This is a genomic window from Achromobacter sp. NPDC008082 (assembly GCF_042957345.1).
GTDB classification, from domain to species: Bacteria; Pseudomonadota; Gammaproteobacteria; order Burkholderiales; family Burkholderiaceae_B; genus Achromobacter; species Achromobacter kerstersii_A.
In genome coordinates, this window is the sequence record NZ_JBIBIB010000009.1 from 1 (window position 1) to 1,523 (window position 1,523).

Annotated in this window: 1 rRNA gene (running past one end of the window); it reads left to right on the forward strand. The window is 51.7% G+C overall.

The window, feature by feature from the left end:
• The first annotated feature begins 54 nt into the window (after positions 1-54).
• Positions 55-1,523: ribosomal RNA gene (locus tag ACFZAI_RS28800) — 23S ribosomal RNA — on the forward strand (it continues 1,469 nt past the right edge of the window).

Consider the following 1,523-nt stretch of genomic DNA (forward strand, 5'->3'; position numbering starts at 1 on the left):
CTTATGAACGGCACAAACGCTAATACTCAGGTCCTATAGCCTACAGCGTTATAGGATCAAGCGACTAAGTGCATATGGTGGATGCCTTGGCGATCACAGGCGATGAAGGACGTAGTAGCCTGCGAAAAGCTACGGGGAGCTGGCAAACAAGCTTTGATCCGTAGATGTCCGAATGGGGAAACCCACCGCAGCAATGCGGTATCCCTAGCTGAATACATAGGCTAGTGGAAGCGAACCGGGTGAACTGAAACATCTCAGTAGCTCGAGGAAAAGAAATCAACCGAGATTCCGAAAGTAGTGGCGAGCGAAATCGGAAGAGCCTTTACGTTTTAGCACGCAAGATAGTCGAACGGAATGGAAAGTCCGGCCGTAGCAGGTGATAGCCCTGTAGGCGAAATCTTGTGTGTGGAACTAAGCGTAAGACAAGTAGGGCGGGACACGTGAAATCCTGTTTGAAGATGGGGGGACCATCCTCCAAGGCTAAATACTCGTGATCGACCGATAGTGAACCAGTACCGTGAGGGAAAGGCGAAAAGAACCCCGGAAGGGGAGTGAAATAGATCCTGAAACCGTATGCATACAAACAGTAGGAGCCTCCTTGTGGGGTGACTGCGTACCTTTTGTATAATGGGTCAGCGACTTACATTCAGTGGCAAGGTTAACCGAATAGGGAAGCCGTAGCGAAAGCGAGTCCGAATAGGGCGATTCAGTCGCTGGGTGTAGACCCGAAACCAGATGATCTATCCATGGCCAGGTTGAAGGCACGGTAACACGTGCTGGAGGACCGAACCCACTAATGTTGAAAAATTAGGGGATGAGCTGTGGATAGGGGTGAAAGGCTAAACAAATCTGGAAATAGCTGGTTCTCTCCGAAAACTATTTAGGTAGTGCCTCAAGTATTACTGCGGGGGGTAGAGCACTGTTATAGCTAGGGGGTCATGGCGACTTACCAAACTATGGCAAACTCCGAATACCCGCAAGTACAGCTTGGGAGACAGAGCACCGGGTGCTAACGTCCGGACTCAAGAGGGAAACAACCCAGACCGCCAGCTAAGGTCCCGAATTATCGCTAAGTGGGAAACGAAGTGGGAAGGCATAGACAGTCAGGAGGTTGGCTTAGAAGCAGCCATCCTTTAAAGAAAGCGTAATAGCTCACTGATCGAGTCGTCCTGCGCGGAAGATGTAACGGGGCTAAGCGATAAACCGAAGCTGCGGGTGTGCACTTTTAGTGCACGCGGTAGGAGAGCGTTCTGTAAGCCTGCGAAGGTGGCTTGTAAAGGCTGCTGGAGGTATCAGAAGTGCGAATGCTGACATGAGTAGCGATAAAGGGGGTGAAAAGCCCCCTCGCCGTAAGTCCAAGGTTTCCTGCGCAACGTTCATCGGCGCAGGGTGAGTCGGCCCCTAAGGCGAGGCAGAGATGCGTAGCTGATGGGAAACTGGTTAATATTCCAGTACCGTCGTACAGTGCGATGGGGGGACGGATCGCGGAAGATCATCAGGGTGTTGGATGTCCCTGTTGCTGC